This window comes from Burkholderia sp. BCC1977 (genome assembly GCF_905339595.1).
Lineage (GTDB): Bacteria > Pseudomonadota > Gammaproteobacteria > Burkholderiales > Burkholderiaceae > Burkholderia.
Genome location: NZ_CAJPGQ010000020.1, coordinates 110,502 through 124,724, shown reverse-complemented (window position 1 = coordinate 124,724; position 14,223 = coordinate 110,502). Strand labels below are relative to the sequence as shown.

15 protein-coding genes, 1 tRNA gene and 1 pseudogene are annotated in these 14,223 nt (G+C 65.7%); 8 read left to right on the top strand and 9 right to left on the bottom strand.

Going from position 1 to position 14,223, the window contains the following annotated elements; translation table 11 throughout:
* Positions 1-195, top strand: a 195-nt coding sequence (locus tag U5771_RS18400; protein WP_322025286.1) for a hypothetical protein, incomplete at its 5' end; no start/stop codon positions are given.
* Between the two features lie 181 nt (positions 196-376).
* Here U5771_RS18400 and U5771_RS18395 read toward each other — a convergent pair.
* Positions 377-907, bottom strand: coding sequence for a cytochrome b (locus tag U5771_RS18395; RefSeq protein ID WP_322025285.1), 531 nt, complete (start codon positions 905-907; stop codon positions 377-379).
* Positions 907-1,995, bottom strand: a complete 1,089-nt coding sequence (locus U5771_RS18390; RefSeq protein ID WP_322025284.1) for a catalase family peroxidase — start codon at positions 1,993-1,995, stop codon at positions 907-909. Before U5771_RS18390 ends, U5771_RS18395 begins: the two co-directional genes overlap by 1 nt.
* A gap of 157 nt (positions 1,996-2,152) precedes the next feature.
* Here U5771_RS18390 and U5771_RS18385 point away from each other — a divergent pair, with 157 nt between their 5' ends.
* Complete coding sequence (locus U5771_RS18385) at positions 2,153-2,671, top strand: sigma-70 family RNA polymerase sigma factor (RefSeq protein ID WP_322025283.1); 519 nt, start codon at positions 2,153-2,155, stop codon at positions 2,669-2,671.
* Positions 2,668-3,429: an anti-sigma factor gene (locus U5771_RS18380; RefSeq protein ID WP_322025282.1), complete on the top strand. Its 762-nt coding sequence runs from the start codon at positions 2,668-2,670 to the stop codon at positions 3,427-3,429. The genes U5771_RS18385 and U5771_RS18380 overlap by 4 nt, the downstream gene beginning before the upstream one ends.
* A 528-nt stretch (positions 3,430-3,957) precedes the next feature.
* On the opposite strand, the pseudogene U5771_RS18375 reads toward U5771_RS18380, so the two are convergent.
* The 5 genes and pseudogenes from U5771_RS18375 to U5771_RS18355 form a co-directional block, all read right to left on the bottom strand.
* Positions 3,958-4,485, bottom strand: a pseudogene (locus U5771_RS18375) (Imm72 family immunity protein); the annotation flags it as partial.
* A gap of 516 nt (positions 4,486-5,001) precedes the next feature.
* Positions 5,002-5,340 (bottom strand): EamA family transporter, encoded by a 339-nt coding sequence (locus U5771_RS18370; RefSeq protein ID WP_322025281.1) that lies wholly within the window; start codon positions 5,338-5,340, stop codon positions 5,002-5,004.
* Positions 5,337-6,125 carry a class I SAM-dependent methyltransferase gene (locus U5771_RS18365; RefSeq protein WP_322025280.1) on the bottom strand — a complete coding sequence of 263 codons (789 nt, stop codon included), beginning with the start codon at positions 6,123-6,125 and terminating at the stop codon, positions 5,337-5,339. The genes U5771_RS18370 and U5771_RS18365 overlap by 4 nt, the downstream gene beginning before the upstream one ends.
* A 77-nt stretch (positions 6,126-6,202) precedes the next feature.
* Positions 6,203-7,900: a hypothetical protein gene (locus tag U5771_RS18360; protein WP_322025279.1), complete on the bottom strand. Its 1,698-nt coding sequence runs from the start codon at positions 7,898-7,900 to the stop codon at positions 6,203-6,205.
* Positions 7,851-9,068 carry a glycosyltransferase family 2 protein gene (locus tag U5771_RS18355; protein WP_322025278.1) on the bottom strand — a complete coding sequence of 406 codons (1,218 nt, stop codon included), beginning with the start codon at positions 9,066-9,068 and terminating at the stop codon, positions 7,851-7,853. Before U5771_RS18355 ends, U5771_RS18360 begins: the two co-directional genes overlap by 50 nt.
* Before the next feature lie 71 nt (positions 9,069-9,139).
* Between U5771_RS18355 and U5771_RS18350 the strand changes: the two genes are divergently transcribed.
* Positions 9,140-9,216 (top strand) — tRNA-Val (locus U5771_RS18350).
* A 227-nt stretch (positions 9,217-9,443) separates the two neighbouring features.
* Here the strand turns inward: U5771_RS18350 and U5771_RS18345 are convergent.
* Positions 9,444-10,325, bottom strand: coding sequence for a sigma-70 family RNA polymerase sigma factor (locus U5771_RS18345; RefSeq protein ID WP_322025277.1), 882 nt, complete (start codon positions 10,323-10,325; stop codon positions 9,444-9,446).
* Positions 10,325-10,801: a carboxymuconolactone decarboxylase family protein gene (locus tag U5771_RS18340; protein WP_059602222.1), complete on the bottom strand. Its 477-nt coding sequence runs from the start codon at positions 10,799-10,801 to the stop codon at positions 10,325-10,327. The genes U5771_RS18345 and U5771_RS18340 overlap by 1 nt, the downstream gene beginning before the upstream one ends.
* Before the next feature lie 297 nt (positions 10,802-11,098).
* On the opposite strand from U5771_RS18340, the gene U5771_RS18335 reads away from it, so the two are divergent.
* From U5771_RS18335 to U5771_RS18320, 4 genes are all read left to right on the top strand, one after another.
* Positions 11,099-11,242, top strand: coding sequence for a hypothetical protein (locus U5771_RS18335; protein ID WP_322025276.1), 144 nt, complete (start codon positions 11,099-11,101; stop codon positions 11,240-11,242).
* 143 nt (positions 11,243-11,385) lie between these two features.
* Positions 11,386-12,624, top strand: a complete 1,239-nt coding sequence (gene egtB / locus U5771_RS18330; RefSeq protein ID WP_322025275.1) for an ergothioneine biosynthesis protein EgtB — start codon at positions 11,386-11,388, stop codon at positions 12,622-12,624.
* Positions 12,608-13,621, top strand: a complete 1,014-nt coding sequence (gene egtD, locus U5771_RS18325) for an L-histidine N(alpha)-methyltransferase (protein WP_322025274.1) — start codon at positions 12,608-12,610, stop codon at positions 13,619-13,621. Before egtB ends, egtD begins: the two co-directional genes overlap by 17 nt.
* Positions 13,622-13,893: 272 nt before the next feature.
* Positions 13,894-14,169, top strand: a complete 276-nt coding sequence (locus tag U5771_RS18320; RefSeq protein WP_322025273.1) for a hypothetical protein — start codon at positions 13,894-13,896, stop codon at positions 14,167-14,169.
* Positions 14,170-14,223: the final 54 nt, after the last annotated feature.

Sequence of the window (14,223 nt, the reverse complement as noted above, 5' to 3'; positions counted from 1 at the left end):
GACCTGAAGTTTCTCAGCAGCGCTGCGTTTTCAGCAGCAGAGAAGCGAGATTATGAACCGTCTTTTTCAGTTCGTCAACAACTTTTTAACTGCTTCGTTGCGACGGCTGGGGTTCAACTTCGTGTGCGCCGGGGCTGCTACAACCCGCCCTCACCGCACCGCTTCCCTTCTTCCCCCGCGCCGCGTTTCCGTTAGCGCGAAAGAGGCGTGATTCTAAGCACCTGCTCCTGTCTCCGCAACCCCTTTGTGAAATTATTTTGACAAGCGGCGCCAGAGGCCCGTTGAGTTGCCCCCGGTAGTGATGGAGGCGACGCGGCAGAAACCGTCACGGTAGCCCGTGGACAGCCCCGCCGCATCGAGCGCGAAGCTCCGTCGCTCACCTCCCCACCATTGCCCTCACCACGCCATCCCGCCGGATCAACCCGTGATACAGCGCAGCTGCAAAGTGCGCGAGGAACGTCGCAAAGAACAGGTAAGCCAACACCCGATGCGCGACCCGGAGCCAGGCAAACGCCACCGGATCAGCCGAAACCAGCGCCGGCAATTGCACGCCGCCGCCCAAGGTCACCGGATACCCGCCAGCCGACAGCATCGCCCACCCGATCAGCGGCATCGCCAGCATCAGCGCATACAGCACCAGATGCGATCCATGCGCGGCAACCTTCTGCCACCCAGGCAGATCCGCGGGCAACGCCGGCGGCTTCGACACGAATCGCACCACGATCCGCACGCAGACCAGCACCAGCACGGCAATTCCCAGCGGCTTGTGCAACGCCACCAGGAAATCGTGCCGACCGGAAACCGACGCCACCATCCCCACCCCGATGAACAGCATCGCGACGATCATCGCCGCCATCACCCAATGCAGCAGCCTCGCCGGCAAGCCAAACGTCGTAGCAGCCTTCATCACCGTCCCTCCGCACTCAATCGCGCCGCGCCGGCCACGCCGGCCTCTTCACTCGTCCTGCGCAGATACGAATCCGCATAAGCCGCCGACCGTGTCGCCAGCAACGGATCACCCGACACCTGAATCCCCTGCGGCAGCACCGTCGGGTCGTAATTCACGTCCCGGCACGGCCCGCTGTCCTGCGGCTCCACGCGATCGAGCACGAGCGTGCCCGCGTCGATCGTCGTCCGCTGCGCGGGCCAGGTCTTCGTCGCGTCGTCCACCGGGTCGCCGGGTTCGGCCAGCGTGACCAGCAGCTTCCACTTCTGCACACCGTCCGCGATGCGCCGCGTCAGGTCCTGCTGCAACACGTTCGGATCCGCGGCCGTCGCGACGTCCCCGGCGCCGGCCGTCTGCTCCGGCACGACCCGCCATCGCACTGCCTGGCGCTTGCCCGCCGAGTCGACGAAGTAGAACGCGTTCAGCCCGTAATAGCTTTCGGTGACATAGCTCGCGCTCGGCTTCGCACCTTTCACCCACGCGCGGAACGCGGCCGTCTCCGGATGCGCGCCGAAAAACGCCTTCACCTTCGCCGGATCGGGCTTGCCCGTCGCCGGATCCGGCCGGGTCGCGAGCAACTGCGCGTAGAACGCCTTCGGCGTCGCCACCGGAAACACCGGCATCGCGTTCATCCCGGTCCGCCATTGCTGGCCGTCCGGCGCGGTCAGCTTCAGCGCGAGGCTGCGGATCGGCACGCTGCTGTCGGGCGCATACGGATTCCCGCCCGGCAGCGCGAAGCGACCGACCACCGGCGTGCGCACTGCCTTGAAGAACGGCGCGACCGAATACGCGCTCGCGGCGCCGTTGCCTTCGAAGTAGCCGGTCACGCACACGCCCTTCGCGTGATTGCGCCGGAAACCCGGGTGCTCGCCGCCGGCCGTCTGCAGCGCGTCGACGAGCCGGTGCGGGGTCAGACGCGCCGGCGCGAGCCAGCCACCGACATACCCGAACGCCACGGCCACGCCGGCCACCGCGCCGCCGATCACGGCCCAGCGCCACCACCCGCGCCCGGGCTCACGCGGCGGCGAAGAAGAGGAAGATTGCTTCATGGATGCACTCCCGATCGTCAGATCATTGTCGAACAGGCGTAGGACGCCACCCGCGCCGCTTTATTCCATGAAGAAATTTTTCCTATGCTGATGGAATAAGCGGCGCCGACCGGCGTCCTACGCGGCATCTCCACGCTTATCGGCTCGCGCCCCGGCCATGCCCCCAAACGCCCCCGACGACGACGCATTGCGCGAACTCATCCCCAGGCTGCGACGCTTCGCGCTCTGGCTGGCGCGTGATGTCCACGCGGCCGACGATCTCGTCCAGTCAACGCTCGAGCGCGCGCTGTCGCGCTGGGCGAGCCGCCGCGACGATGCGTCGCTGCGCAGCTGGCTCTTCACCATCCTTTACCGGCAGTTTCTCGACGGCAAGCGCAGCGCGAAGCGCTACGCGTGGCTGCTCGGCCGCATCCGCAGCGACGACGAGCCGCACTGGCCGTCCGCCGAACGCGAAGTCACCGCGCGCGCGACGCTCGAAGCGTTCGGCCATCTGCCCGACGAGCAGCGCAGCCTGCTGCTGCTCGTCGCGGTCGAGGGCTTCACGTATCAGGAAGTCGCCGACCTGCTCGACGTGCCGATCGGCACCGTGATGTCGCGGCTCTCCCGCGCGCGCCAGGCGCTGCGCCAGCTCAGCGACGGCGAGCTTCCCGCTCCTTCTCTCCGCTTGATGAAATGAACACGCTCCGTCCCGACGAACACGATCTCCAGGCCTATGTCGACGGCCAGCTCGACGACGATGCGCGCGCCGCGGTCGAGCGATATCTCGCGCTGCATCCGGAGAGCGCGGAACAGGTGAAGCAATGGCAGCAGGATGCGCAGCGGCTGCGGGCCGCGCTCGAAGGCGTGCGGATGCCGGGCGAGAATCCTGCGCTGGATCCGGCGGCGATTCGCGCACGGCGTGCGGAGCGCTCGCGGATGCGGTTCGCGATGGCGGCTTCGTTCGTGTTCTGTATCGGGCTCGGGACGTTCGGCGGGTGGCAGGCGCGCGGGTGGAACGCAGCACCGCCCATCGCGCCGATGAGCGATGCGGTCGAGGCTTATCGGATGATGGTGGTCGATCAGGCGGCGAAGGTGGATTTCCGGCCGACGAGTGCGAAGGATTTGCAGACGTGGCTCACCCGGCGCGTGGGGGCGTCGGCGCGGCTGCCGGATTTGAGTGCGGCGGGGTTCAGGCCGGTTGGCGGGCGGTTGTTTACGACGGACAGTGGGGCCACGGCCGTGATGGTGCTCTATGAGGACGACGCCGGGCGGACGCTGAGCTTCTATCTCCGGCCGGCGGAATCGGAACATCGGCTGCTGCCGGCCGGGCAACGCGTGGATGGGTCGTTGATGGCGCGGTATGGGTCGGTGAACGGGCTTAACTATGCGGTGGTCGGGCCCGTGGATAGTCTGGGTGAACACGCGGTCGTGCGGGCGCTTGATCAGCAGATTTGAGCGGGGCGATGAGCGGTCCGGGGGTGGCCGTCATGCGCTGCCTGCGGCTCGGCCGGTGCGGCTCGACCAGTCCGAACGCGCTCACGCTCACCGTTCAGGTCCACAGCGTTTGGATTTGCTTTCGGGATGGTTATTCACACCGCGAATCTCGTCGCGATGCGTTGGTGAATGGGCGTACCCTTTTCGGTTTCGGTGTCACAGGGTTTGGCGTTGTTTCAGCGCAGGATATCCACATCGGCTGCAACGACTCAGCATGCCACCGCTCGTCGAACCCCTCACCCTTGAGGTGCACAGCACTTCGAGTGACTTTGGGTGGTGATATCCACGCCACGCTCACCGAGTCAATGCACAGGGTTTTGATTGGGCTGCGTTCGGGTTGTCCACATGCATCGGCTCGTCGCCGTCGACGCGCTAGACGCCATCTCCTTCGTGCGTACCGCCTGGCTCGAGCACCTGTCGGGGATCAGGGACGCACACACGCGCACCGAAATTCGCCCAGGCTGGGCGAATCGTCCGCATACATTCTCGCTACGCGCGCTTCACCAGACGCCACGTCACCCAGTGCACCTTGAACTCGCCGAGATTGTCCCTGACGAGCATGTCCGGCATCGCAGCCCCGGCTTCGACGTGCAGCGTCTTACCGCCGTATTCGTCCGTTTGCCATTCACCGGAAACCGGACAGCGATCGCCAGTGCGGACCTGCTCTGCGGTTTCCTGAACCGGCTGCGGTGCTGACGGCGGCTCGAGGAAGTACTGCGATTCGTCGGGGATGACGCCGTCAAGGTATCGCTTGTCTTCCCACAACAGTCGCCAGTGCGTCTTGACGGCCGTTCCCGTCTCGTCATCCCTGAGGTTCGGCGCGCGGATGTCCCGAATGAAATAATTGAAGCAGCCGTTGTTGCGCAGACTGCGATTGCCGACCGGCACGACACCCAGCAACTTCGATTGCTCGACGGCAACGGGTTCCCAAATGCCGTCGCAAGGCACTTTGTCTCCGGACTTGATCACCGGGCCGACGGCTTCCGGAACCTCGGGCAGGTTCTCCGGAAATACCGGAGGGTGTTGCTGCACCCGGTGTACGACGGCGTCGATATGGAGTGCGTCGAGCCGGGTCGATGAGGCATCAGCCATCTGTAGCGCGCCGATCCATCGACCTCGGCATTCTGAACCCCGGCGATTCTACAGACCAATCCGTTCACTGCTCGCCCACGGGCCTCACAGCCTGCCGATCCGGTTATCCATCCGCCGCACGCGGTGCATATCCCGCCCGGATCACAGTCTCCGGACTGTGCTTATCCAAAGGTGTTAACAGAGTTCGTATATATACGTAGTGATAGTTAACAAGCCCGCGGCTTCACAGTGGATAACTCCCGTAACGTCCTGAATTTTCAACGTGAATTGGAATGCATAACCACAGGCGATGAACAGGAAAAGCGCTGTGCATCACAGAACAACTTTTCGTCGATTCGCGGCCGCGCCGACATATCCTCAATCGTTCCACTGTGAATCCAGAGACTTGCCGGACGGTTATCCATAGCGCGCTGTGGATAAGTTTCGTCGCAAGCCGGCCCGCTATCGAGCTACCGCAGTCAGGTACAGCCCACCGAGGATCATCGCGACGCCTCCCCATTGCGCATACGACACACGCTCGCCGAAGAACACGATTCCGGCCAGAAAGACGAGCACGAACGTGAGCGCGGTAAACGGATACACGACGGTGAGCCCGGCCTTGCTCAAAGCGAAGATCCAGAGCACCGTGCCCGCGCCGTAGCAGAGCAACCCGAGCGCGACCCACGCATTGATGAATTCGGTCAATGCGTGGCGACCATCGGCCCCGACCTTGAACGCGACCTGGCCGGTTGCAGCCAGGAACACGCCGGCCAGAATGACAACGTATACGGACAGTCTCACCGGTCTTCCTCGTTGCGCTTCAATCGGTTGGCGACCATGCGGCTTTTCAGCATGGCGATGCCGGTCTTCATGCGCACCGGCAGCCAGCGCAGCATGAGCTTGCGCGCCTTGTAGCCGGGCGGCGACACGTCCGGTATGCCCGAACGGCCGTCGACGCGGTGTTGTCGGATGGCGTCCGGCAGCCGTTCCGCTTCGTCGGCGGCAACGAAGAAGAGCAGGTTGTAGCGGTACCAAGGCTCGATGCGCGTGTCCGCGGCGATCAACGGCCGTACGAAATCGAACAGCTGGTACCCGTGATGCGCGAACAGGTCACGCCAGAACCCGTAGCCCTGTTCGTTGATGTGGTTTTCGCCGCCCTGGCCGGGCACGGCAGCGGAAAACAGCACATGCTTGCCATGCCGGACGAGATTGTCGACGAGCATCTCGCTGGATGCCTTCGGCACGTGCTCGCCGACTTCGAGGCACTGGACGAGGTCGAACGACCGCTCGAGATCGAAGCGCTTCGAAATATCGGCCGGCACGAAGTGGGCGTGATCGAACAGCAACACCGAGCGATCGACATAGTCGCCGTCGATGCCGGTCACGTCCTGCACGCCGAGCTCGCGATGCACGCTGAGCCACGCTCCGGCGCCGCAACCGACGTCGAGGATGCTCGCAGGCCTCAGCACTGCATTGACGCCTGGCAGTACGCCGCGCGCGGACCGTACCGATCCTTCGCGCTGGTACCGGTAGAACGTCTCGTCATACGGCCGCGGCGCGTCGTCCGCGATGAATCCAGGTGACATCGCAATCTCCCGATGGCGCGATCGGTGCATGGCGCGGCGCGACGCAACGCAACGCGCCTCATGCGACGGCCGTGCAATCAATCGCCCCGACAAGCCTGCTTCTCATACACCGACCATTCGCCTGCCGACTTCACGCGCACGACGCGACAGTCCGGATTGGCGAAAAACGTGTCCGGCAGCGGTGTCTCGGCACGGACGAAGAAATACCGGTACAGGCGCCCCTGGTGCCGCTGCCAGTTGAAGTGCCGGTACAGCGGCAACGGCGAGACGTCGGACGGCCCGACGCCGGGCAGCCGGTCGAGCCGAAAACGGACGATCTGCGGCGGGAACCGCGCGGCATTGAAATCGACGAAACCGCGATGCTCGGCCTGATACCAGACCGCAAAGTTCTCGTAGACGAACGGGTTATCCGCGGCCACGCTCGCCCGGTCGACGATGATCGCGAGGCCGCGCTGCGCCGGTTCGATCGCGTTGGCGACCAGGTCGAAATCAGCGCTCTCGTCGGCGAAGCGCAGCACACGCACGCCTTGCTGCGCGACGAAGCCGGCGCAGATTCCGGCAAGGATCAACTGCGTCATGAGCGCGAGCCATGGCATCGCTGCTCGACCGTGTTCGGCCGGCATGGGCGCCCGGAACATCAATGCATAGAACGGAAACAGGAACAGCGCGAAGCGCGGAAACAGGAAGAACGTATTGATCGCGAACAGCGGCACGCCGAACCAGACGACGGCCATGACCGTCGCCGGCACATAGGCGGTGACGTGCCGGTTGGCCTTCGACGCCATCAGGAACGGCGCGGCGACCATCAGCACGAAGGCCGGCAGCGAACCGTTGTCGGCGGTAATACCCCACGGATAGAACACGGCGGCAATCATTCGGACCAGCGGATTGATGCTCCAGATCACGGTGAATGGATACATCGGCGCGAGATCGACGTCACGATGCAATAGCGCGTACAGCACCGTGACAAGCGCGAGCACCGCATACGGCCACGCGGCGAGCAGGGCGCGCGGCAACGTGCGGGGCCGGCGCACGAGCAGGAACAACCCGCCGATCGCGTTCGCGAACACGAAGATCAGCCCGTGCGAGAAAAACAGCGCAAGATTGACGAGCGCGAGTACAGTGCCGCGGCGAGCGGTCGGCTGCTCGGCATAGTCGAGCGCAAGCGCCAGGAAGAGCATCGCGACCGGTGCGGCGACCAGGTACGAATAGAGACCGAATTCATACGCGAAGCCGAAGAACGCCGGCACGCACAGCCAGTCGAGACGCGGGTCCGTACCGAGACGCCGGCGCAGCGCGATGTACGCGGCGACGAAACCGTAGAACGACAGGGTCAGCATGACCTTGAACGCGGCAGTGACCGGCATCGCGAACGACAGTGCGGCCGCCGTGCCATAGCCGAGCAGGTAGGGTGTAAACAGGTTGATGCGCAACAGCGGTGCCCAGGGTGACTGGCCAAGCAGCATGTCGTGCAGCGTCGCGACCTGTGCCGCATGCTGCGGAAGATCGACCATTGGCGGATGCGGCGCGAGCCAGAACAGCAGGCCGGCCGCCGCGACCGTCGCAACGAACAGCGCGCGCAACGTACGATCCACGGCGCGATAGGGCCACGCGCGCGGCAGGCGGCCGCTTACCGTGCTGTCATCCATTGCGCGAGTCCGCCGCGTGAGATGCCGCCGCCGCCGGCCTCGCGCCGGATCGTTGCGGCACAGGACCGATTGCCCGTCATAGCGTCTTCTCGACGATGAAGCGCGGTCGTTGCTTGGTCTCCGCATAGATCTTCGCGACATAGCCGCCGATCACGCCGAGGAACAGCAACTGCAGGCCGCCGAGAAAGTACATCGGGATCACGGTGGACGCCCAACCGGGCACCGAGCGGTCGGTGAACAGCCGGATCGACAGCGCCCAGACGCCGCACACGGTCGAGGCCAGCGCGAGCAGGGCGCCAACGTACGCGCTCCATTGCAGCGGCTTCGTCGAGAACGACGCGACGCCGTCCGATGCGAGCAAGATCATCCTCGCCAACGGATATTTGCTTTCGCCGGCGAAGCGCGGTTGCCGGTTGTACCGGACGATCGCGGTACGGAAGCCCAGCAGCGGCACGATGCCGCGCAGGAACAGGTTGACCTCGCGGAAGCCGCGCAATTCCTCGATGGCCCGGCGGCTCATCAGGCGGAAGTCCGCGTGATCCGGCAAGATGTCGACGCCGAAGCGGCGCAGCAGCCGGTAGTAACCGCGCGCGCTGACGCGCTTGAAGAAACCATCGCTGTCACGGCGCTGCCGCACGCCGAATACGATTTCGGCGCCCGCGTGATATTCGCCCAGCATGCGCGGGATCGCGTCGAGATCGTCCTGGAGATCGGCGTCGAGGCTGATCAGCACGTCGCCGTTCACCCTCATCAGGCCAGCGAGCAACGCATTCTGGTGCCCGTGGTTGCGCGACAGCTTGAGGCCATGGATACGCGGATCGGCGGCATGGAAACCTTCGATGAGGGACCAGGTCCGGTCGTGCGAACCGTCGTCGACGAACGTCACGCCACTCGCGCCGTCAATGATGCCGTCACGCGTCAGCCGGTCAAGCAGGATCGTGAGCCGGCGTACGGTTTCCGGCAATACGGCTTCTTCGTTGAAGCAGGGAATCACCAGATTGAGCGCGACCATACCCACCCCGATATCGTTACGCGTGCGTTGCGGTCTGCCGTCGTCACGAGGCGCTACGGGTCCGTGCAATGCGGCGGGCGGGTCGTGCACCACGCGCGCCTGTTCCCCGTGACCGGATCGGGCCGGTTCCTGCTCTTGATTGTCGTTCGCAACCCCCGGCCCTGGATTCGCGACGAATCCATTATGACGGAACGTGCTGCGGCCCGGTGAGACGTCGCAGTGAGGATGAACCCGGATGCGATTGCGGTTTGCCTCGAGCGCCGGGCGTCCCTCGGGCGTCATACTCGATTCAAAAAATTTTCACGAAGGGGCTTGCGCGCCTCCAAAACCCTCTCTATAATTCGCGGCTTCTTAGGCTCGTAGCTCAGTTGGTTAGAGCACCACCTTGACATGGTGGGGGTCGTTGGTTCGAATCCAATCGAGCCTACCAACGAACAAAATGAAGGGGTCCGGCAGCGCGAATTGCCTACAGGCAATCCGGCTCGCCAAACATACAAACGCCACGCGGCAACATCGCGTGGCGTTTTTCTTTTTGCGGCCGACATTGCGCATGCATGTGCGCGATGCATCATGCGATCCACGCACGGCGAGCATCGGCCATCGACACGGCAGGGCGCGGAGCAGGGGAAGCGGGCGCCAAGCGCCCACCCGCCGCGCTCAATGCAGATGCTTCAACTTCTCAGGATTCCGCACGACATAGATCGCGACGATCTTCCCGTCGTCGATCTCGAGCGCCGTGGTCTGCAGCTCGCCGTCGGCCTCCAGCGTGACGAACCCCGGCAGCCCGTTGATGAACCCGGCCCGCACGAGTTTCGACGCGTGCGTGGCGAACAGTTCGGCGAGGTACGCGTGCACCTTCATCACGCGCTCGAAGCCGAACACCGGCTTGCCCGCGGCCGTGCGCTTGCCGCCGCCGTCCGAATGCAGGCTCACGTCCTCGGCGAGCATCGCGCCGAGCGCGCGCATGTCGCCGCTGCGCGATGCGGCAAAGAACGCCTGGGCCAGCTCGATCCCGCGCTGCTTCTCGACATGAAACCGCGGCCGCGCCTCGCGCACATGCGTGCGCGCCCGCGCGGCGAGCTGCCGGCATGCAGCCGGGTCGCGCTGGATCGTCGTCGCGATCTCGTCGAACGCGAGGCCGAACACGTCGTGCAGCAGGAAGGCCGCGCGTTCGAGCGGCGACAGCCGTTCGAGCGCGAGCATCAGCGGCAGCGTGACGTCCTCCTGTTCATCTTCCTCGACGACCGGCTCGGGCAGCCATGGGCCGATATAGGTCTCGCGCTGATGCCGCGCGGACTTCAGCTGATCGAGGCACATGCGCATCACCATGCGGCGCAGGAACGCCTCGGGCACGCGCACCTCGGTGCGATCGACGTCCATCCAGCGGATGAACGCCTCCTGCACCATGTCCTCGGCGTCCGCGACGGAACCGAGCATCCGGTACGCAACGCGGATCAGCAGGCGACGCAGCGGGTCGAAGCTCGCCGCTGCGTCGGCCCGGTCTTCGGCGCTGCCCGCGGCCGGATCGAGGTGGGTCATCAGGCCACCATCTTCGCGGCAGCGGCCTTCGCTTCAGCCGGATCGATCCACAGCCCGAAGCCGACGGCCAGCCGGTTCCAGCCGTTGATCACGTTGATCATCACCGTGAGTTTCACCTGTTCCTCCTGGCTGAAGTGGTCGTTCAGTGCCGCATACGCGGCTTCGTGCGCGCCATGGCCCTCCGACAGCCGCGTGAGTGCATCGGTCCAGCCGAGCGCCGCGCGTTCGCGGTCGGTGTAGCAGGGCGCTTCGCGCCACGCGGCCAGCAGGTTGATGCGCTGCTCGGTCTCGCCTTGCTCGCGCGCCTCGACGGTGTGCATGTTAAGGCAGTTCGCGCACGCGTTGATCTGCGATGCGCGGATCTTGACCAGCTCGATCAGCGTCGGCTCGAGGCTCCCGGCCGCGGCGACCGAGACGGCCATCCAGTTCTTCATCAGCGCGGGCGCGGCGGCAAACGGATTGAGTTTCGCAGTCATGGTTCCTTCTCCTTTCGTGTGGGTTCCGCCGATATGACGAGCGAGCCCCCCGCGGGTGTGACATCGACGCGAAAATTTTTCAAACGCCGGGAAGCGCGCGGAGGGCGGAGCAGTCGAACGGGGGTGTCGAGGTCCGCGACACCGACGCGCGGACCAGGGCCGATGTCGATCCCATGGCCTCGCTCCCACGGCGAACTCACGCCATCCGACCTTTCATGACTCCGGCGTGGGTGTCATGAGGCGTCGGCATGGCGAACCCGCAGGCATGCGCATTGCGTTCACCCGCCGAGCCCTGTCATGACCGTCATCGACGGTTCGTCACGCCGCCGCCCCGCGCATGATCGATGCTTTCATTTTTCTTTCGCGTTCGTTTCACCCGAAATCCGATTCGCGACGTTCACATTTCTGGCCCATACTGTTCTGCACGGGCAGATGACGTGACGCCGCACCAGCGGCCCGGCGCGCGCGCCGGCTGCCCGACGACGCAGCAATGAAGGTCGCACGTCAGCCGCGCGCATCCGAGCGCAAGGCTTTCCTTTTTCCGGCAACGCAACGCAGCGAATCGCGACGTGGACGGTAAACCGATGAGCCTCCTTGCATCCCAGCTTCAGCGCCGTTACCAGGACGTGCGCACCCATAGCGTCGCACTGACCGCGACGCTGTCCGCCGAAGACCAGGCCGTGCAGTCGATGCCCGACGCGAGTCCGGTGAAATGGCATCTCGCGCATACGACCTGGTTCTTCGAAACCGTCGTACTGATGCGCCGCGTGCGCGGCTACGCGCCGTTCGACGATGCGTTCCAGTTCCTCTTCAATTCCTATTACGAAGCGCTCGGCCCGCGCCATCCGCGGCCGCAGCGCGGGCTGCTCACGCGTCCGTCGCTCGATGAGGTGCGTGCGTACCGGCAGTACGTCGACGACGCGATGCTGCGCGCGCTCGACGGCGCCGATCCGGCGTTGCTCGCCACGATCGCGCCCGAGATCGAGCTCGGCCTGCATCACGAACAGCAGCACCAGGAGCTGATCGTCACGGACATGCTGCATGCGTTCTCGTGCAACCCGCTGAAGCCCGCGTTCCGGCCGCGCAACGGCGCCGATGGGCACGCCGGGCACGCCGCCCTGGCCGCGGGCGATGCCGGCCCGCTGCGCTGGCTGCATCAGCCGGGCGGGCTCGTCGAGATCGGCCACGACGGCGACGCGTTCTCGTTCGACAACGAACGGCCGCGCCATACGGCGCTCGTGCGTCCGTGCGAGATCGCGAACCGTCTCGTGACGAACGCCGAATTCGCAGCCTTCATCGCGGACGGCGGCTACGCACGCCCCGAATACTGGCTGTCCGACGGCTGGGCGACGGTGCAGCGGGAAGGCTGGCAAGGGCCCGCGTACTGGATTCCCGGCGACGACGGTGATCCGACAGCCGCACACACCTGGCGCACGTTCGGCCTGCACGGCGTGGCGTCGCTTGCGCCCGATGCACCCGTGTGTCACCTGAGCTTCTACGAAGCGGCCGCGTATGCGGAATGGGCCGGCGCACGCCTGCCGACCGAATTCGAATGGGAGGCCGCGTTCGGCGCGGATGGCATCACGCAGATGCTCGGGCACGTCTGGCAGTGGACGCGTTCGTCCTACGAGCCGTATCCGGGCTTTCGGCCGCTCGCGGGCGTCGCCGCCGAATACAACGGCAAGTTCATGGTCGGCCAGCAGGTCCTGCGCGGCAGCAGCATCGCGACGCCGCCGGGGCACGAACGGCCGACGTACCGCAATTTCTTTCCGCCGGCCGCGCGCTGGCAATTCACGGGAGTGCGACTTGCGCGAGACGTCTGACCTGACGGCCACGAGCGGTGGCCTGCAACCCGCCCGCGATGCGCGGCCGAGCGCGTTCGAGCGCGACCTGATCGACGGACTGTCGCGCACGCCGCGCAGCATTCCGCCGAAATACTTCTACGATGCGGCCGGCTCCGCGCTGTTCGACCGTATCTGCGAACTGCCCGAGTACTACCCGACGCGCACCGAGCTCGGGATCCTGCGCGATCGCGCGGCCGAGATCGTGCGGCGCGTCGGTCCGCATGCGGACATCGTCGAATTCGGCGCGGGCTCGCTCGAGAAGATCCGCGTGCTGCTCGATGCGTGCGCGGACAACTACGCGAACGCGCCGGCGCGCTACGTGCCGATCGACATCTCGGCCGACTACCTGCACGGCGCGGCCGCGCGGCTGGGGGCCGCGTATCCGTGGCTCGACGTCGCGCCGATCGCGGCCGACTACACGAAGGCCGAGCAACTGACCGAGCTGACCGGGACGTCGCGCCGGCGCATCGGCTTCTTTCCCGGCTCGACGATCGGCAACTTCTCGCCGGAGGAAGCCGATGCGTTCCTGCGCGACGCCGCGCGGCTGTTGCGCGGCGGCGGCCTGCTGGTCGGCACGGATCTCGTGAAGGACGAGCGCGCGCTGCATCACGCGTACAACGACGCGCAGGGCGTGACCGCGCAGTTCAACCTGAACCTGCTCGCCCGCGCGAACGCGGAGCTCGGCGCGGACTTCGATCTCGACGCGTTCTCGCATTGCGCGTTCTACGATCGCGAGCGGCAACGCATCGAGATGCATCTCGTCAGCGACATCGCGCAGACGGTGCACGTGCGCAGCCACACGTTCCGCTTCGAGGCCGGCGAGCGCATCCACACGGAGAACTCGCACAAGTTCACGATCGACGGCTTCCATGCGATCGCGCGGCGTGCGGGCTTCGAGCCCGACACCGTGTGGACCGACGCGGACAACCTGTTCAGCGTGCACTGGCTGCGCAGCGTCGACGATATCCGCGCGTAACGTCGTCGAGCACCGCTCGCACGGCGTGCGTGCGGATCGCGCACTGCCTGCGTCGCCGGCCCGCACTTCGGCAAAAATTCCCGCCCTTACCGATTCGATGCGCCGTTGCAACGGCGTGTCGAATCGCTCGTCACCCTTGTCCCGCAAGGCTTGGCGCCCCGCCGTAAACGTCCGTTACCGGTCTCGCATACCGGTTTCACCTGTGTCCGCCCCTGGTGCCTAGACTCCGAACCGTAGTCACATGACGCACGACACGTGCAGGGAGTCGCGAAATGAGCAAGAAACTTATTCTCGGTGCAGTTCTCGGTGTAGCGGCGCTGGCAGCTTCGGGCGTCGCATCGGCCCACGTCGACCTGTCGGTCGGCATCGGTGTGCCGGGCGTCTATGCGGCGCCGGCGCCGGTCTACGTCGCGCCGCCGCCGCCGGTGATGTACGCGCCGGTGGGCTATCGCGACGACGGCTGGCGTGCGCGCGAATGGCGCGAACACGAGTGGCGCGAGCGCGGCGGCTGGCGTGATGGCGACGGCTGGCGCGGCCGCTGGAACTGAGCCCGGCGCCCGGCGCACGAGAACACGGATCACGACGACAAGAGGAGAGTGATC

Excerpts from the sequence above, each read along its gene's own strand:
- U5771_RS18395 (WP_322025285.1), bottom strand. The coding sequence starts at position 907 with ATGAAGGCTGCTACGACGTTTGGCTTGCCGGCGAGGCTGCTGCATTGG.
- U5771_RS18390 (WP_322025284.1), bottom strand. The coding sequence starts at position 1,995 with ATGAAGCAATCTTCCTCTTCTTCGCCGCCGCGTGAGCCCGGGCGCGGG.
- U5771_RS18385 (WP_322025283.1), top strand. The coding sequence starts at position 2,153 with ATGCCCCCAAACGCCCCCGACGACGACGCATTGCGCGAACTCATCCCC.
- U5771_RS18380 (WP_322025282.1), top strand. The coding sequence starts at position 2,668 with ATGAACACGCTCCGTCCCGACGAACACGATCTCCAGGCCTATGTCGAC.
- U5771_RS18365 (WP_322025280.1), bottom strand. The coding sequence starts at position 6,125 with ATGTCACCTGGATTCATCGCGGACGACGCGCCGCGGCCGTATGACGAG.
- U5771_RS18360 (WP_322025279.1), bottom strand. The coding sequence starts at position 7,900 with ATGCGGAGACCAAGCAACGACCGCGCTTCATCGTCGAGAAGACGCTAT.
- U5771_RS18355 (WP_322025278.1), bottom strand. The coding sequence starts at position 9,068 with ATGACGCCCGAGGGACGCCCGGCGCTCGAGGCAAACCGCAATCGCATC.
- U5771_RS18345 (WP_322025277.1), bottom strand. The coding sequence starts at position 10,325 with ATGACCCACCTCGATCCGGCCGCGGGCAGCGCCGAAGACCGGGCCGAC.
- U5771_RS18340 (WP_059602222.1), bottom strand. The coding sequence starts at position 10,801 with ATGACTGCGAAACTCAATCCGTTTGCCGCCGCGCCCGCGCTGATGAAG.
- U5771_RS18335 (WP_322025276.1), top strand. The coding sequence starts at position 11,099 with ATGACCGTCATCGACGGTTCGTCACGCCGCCGCCCCGCGCATGATCGA.
- egtB (WP_322025275.1), top strand. The coding sequence starts at position 11,386 with ATGAGCCTCCTTGCATCCCAGCTTCAGCGCCGTTACCAGGACGTGCGC.
- U5771_RS18320 (WP_322025273.1), top strand. The coding sequence starts at position 13,894 with ATGAGCAAGAAACTTATTCTCGGTGCAGTTCTCGGTGTAGCGGCGCTG.